The 3,040-nt window shown below is 71.7% G+C and carries 2 protein-coding genes; both read right to left on the reverse strand.

All coding sequences use genetic code 11. The features are described 5' to 3' along the window. Window positions 1-261: 261 nt before the first annotated feature. Window positions 262-1,686 carry an argininosuccinate lyase gene (gene argH, locus VFZ20_RS10295; protein ID WP_329683781.1) on the reverse strand — a complete coding sequence of 475 codons (1,425 nt, stop codon included), beginning with the start codon at window positions 1,684-1,686 and terminating at the stop codon, window positions 262-264. A 3-nt stretch (window positions 1,687-1,689) separates the two neighbouring features. Continuing rightward, window positions 1,690-2,922 carry an argininosuccinate synthase gene (locus VFZ20_RS10300; protein ID WP_329683782.1) on the reverse strand — a complete coding sequence of 411 codons (1,233 nt, stop codon included), beginning with the start codon at window positions 2,920-2,922 and terminating at the stop codon, window positions 1,690-1,692. Window positions 2,923-3,040 lie beyond the last annotated feature (118 nt).

Below are 3,040 nucleotides of genomic sequence, written 5' to 3' on the forward strand. Positions count from 1 at the left end.
CATCTCCGGATCATTCCGATCCGTGTAGTAGGCACTGGGGATGGTAGTCTCGACGTAGACGCGTGGCTTCGGCATGCGCGAAGGTAACAGCATGCGCGAAGGCCGTGTGCGAACGCGGGAAAACACGGCCAGCGTGGGGAAAAACGCCTTCCACATGGCGGAAAACGCGGGGAAGATCAGTGACGCGAAACGGGGCCCCGGGAGACGTATCCCCCGGTGCCCCGTTCCGTCGCGGCGCCCCCCCGAGCGCCTGTCCAGCCCTCAGAGCGTAGCCGTCAGCTCCGCCAGCTGCGCCTGCACCGATGCGGAAGACGTGCCACCGGCCGCCGCGCGGGCCTGCACCGAGGCCTTCGCATCGAACATGGCGTCCAGGTCCGCGTCGGCGAACTCGCCGCTCACCTGCACGAACAGCTCGCGCGGCAGGGCGCTGAGGGGGCAGCCCAGCCCCTCGGCGGCGCGCACCAGCTTGCCCACGGCGCCGTGCGCCTCGCGGAACGGGACCCCGCGCCGCACCAGGAAGTCCGCCACGTCCGTGGCCAGCATGGCGCTGTCCACCGCGCCGGCGCAGCGGGCCGCGTCGAACTCCATCGTCCGCACCGTGCCGGCCACGGCCGGCAGCACGTCCGACAGGGCGTCGAAGGCCGCGAACAGGGACGACTTGTCTTCCTGCAGGTCCTTGTTGTAGCCGCTGGGCAGCCCCTTGAGCAGCGCCAGCATCCCCGTGAGCTCGCCGATCAGGCGGCCGGCCTTGCCGCGGGCCAGCTCCATGGCGTCGGGATTGCGCTTTTGCGGCATGAGCGACGAGCCCGTGCTGAACTGGTCGCTCAGCCGCACGAAGCCGAACTCCGACGAGGCGAACAGGATCAGGTCCTCGGCCAGCCGGCTGAGGTGCACGCCGGCCATGGACATCACGAACAGCAGCTCCGCCACCCAGTCGCGGTCCGCCACGGCGTCCACGGAGTTGCGCGACACGGCGCGAAAGCCCAGCGACTCCTTGAGCAGCACGCGGTCCACGGGGAACGGGCAGCCGGCGATGGCGCCCGAGCCCAGCGGCAGCACGCTCACACGGTCCACCGCGTCGGCCAGGCGCTCGCGGTCACGGGCCAGGGGCCACGCGTGCGACATCAGCCAGTGCGCCGCGCTGACGGGCTGCGCGCGCTGCATGTGCGTGTACGCCGGCATGACCGTGTCGCCGTGCTTGTGCGCCTGCTCCACGAGCGCCGCCTGCAGGTCGCGCAGCTCGGCGTCCAGCAGCTTGGCGGCGTCCAGGGCCCACAGGCGAAAGTCCGTGGCCACCTGGTCGTTGCGCGAGCGGCCCGTGTGGAGCTTGCCGGCCACGGGGCCGGCCGTCTCGCCCAGCAGGCGCTCCACGAGGGTGTGGATGTCCTCGTCGGCCGCGGCGGCCCAGTCCGCGTCCGTCCACCCCTCGAGCTTCTTTTCCACGGCGTCCAGGCCGGCGCGCAGGTCGGCGGCCTCCGTGAGGTCGATGACGCCCGCGGCGCCCAGGGCCGCGGCCCAGGCGCGGCTCCCCGCCACGTCCTGCCGCCACAGGCGGCGGTCCACGGGCAGCGAGCGGTTCAGCCGGTCCATCTCGGGCGCGGGGCCCGAGCTAAAGCGCCCGCCCCACATGCGGGCGCCGGGCACGGCCGGCGCGGTCTGCGCCGGCACCAGGGGAGGCAATGCCATCGGTCAGTCCGCCGCGTGAAGGGTGGGCGGCAGCGCGGCCTCCTGCGCCTTGAGCGCGGCCACGCGGCCCGAAAGGCCAAAGAGGCGGATGAAGCCGGCGGCGTCGGCCTGCTGGTACACGTCGTCCTCGCCGAACGTCACGAAGCGCTCGTCGTACAGCGACTGCGCCGACCAGCGGCCCGCCACCGTCAGGTTGCCCCGGTGCAGCTTGAGGCGGATGGTGCCCGTCACCGCCTTCTGCGTCTCGTTGACGAGCGCGTCCATGGCCACGCGCTCCGTGGTCCACCAGCGGCCCTCGTACACGAGGTCGGCGTAGCGGGGCGCGATCAGGTCCTTGAGGGCCAGCGTGCGCCGGTCCAGCACCAGCTGCTCCAGCTCGGAGTGCGCGGCGTACAGGATGGTGCCGCCGGGCGTCTCGTAGATGCCGCGCGACTTCATCCCCACCAGCCGGTCCTCCACCAGGTCGATGCGGCCGATGCCGTGCAGCCCGCCGACCTGGTTGAGCCGCTCGATCACCTGCACGGGCGAGAGCGCCTCGCCGTCCACGGCCACGGGGTAGCCCTCCTCGAACGCCACCGTCACGTACTCGGGGCGGGGCGGGGCGTCCTCCGGCGAGCGCGTCATGAGGAAGATGTCCTCCGTGGGCTCGAACGCCGGGTCCTCGAGCGGGCCGCCCTCGTGGCTCACGTGCCACAGGTTGCGGTCACGGGAGTAGATCTTCTCCTTGGTGGCCGCCACGGGCACGTCGAACTTCGCGGCGTACGCCAGGGCGTCCTCGCGGGAGCGGATGTCCCACTCGCGCCAGGGGGCGATCACGGGGAGCTCGGGGGCCAGGGCGCCGTAGGTGAGCTCGAAGCGCACCTGGTCGTTGCCCTTGCCCGTGCAGCCGTGGGCCAGGTGGGTGGCGCCCACCTGCTTGGCGATCTCCACCTGCCGCTTGGCGATGATGGGCCGCGCCATGCTGGTGCCCAGCAGGTACTTGCGGCCGTAGATGGCGCCCGCGCGCAGGGTGGGGATGACGAAGTCCTGGACGAACTCGTCGCGCAGGTCCTCCACGTAGCAGGCGCTGGCGCCGCTGGCGGCCGCCTTGGCCTCGAGCCCGCTGAGCTCCTCGCCCTGGCCCACGTCGGCGGCCACGCAGATGACGTCGGCGCCGTAGTTCTCACGGAGCCAGGGCACGATGATGGAGGTATCCAGTCCGCCCGAGTAGGCGAGGACGACGCGGGGATTCGGCATGTTCGTGCGCTCCGAGCGTTCGGTGTTTATCAGGCTGCGTCGCGCGGGGCGACGTCAAAAACGAGTGCGAAAGTGCGAAAGTGCGAGAGTGCGAAAGTCACTTCGTGCCCGGTGCGGT

Source organism: Longimicrobium sp., assembly GCF_036280135.1.
Classification (GTDB): Bacteria; Gemmatimonadota; Gemmatimonadetes; order Longimicrobiales; family Longimicrobiaceae; genus Longimicrobium.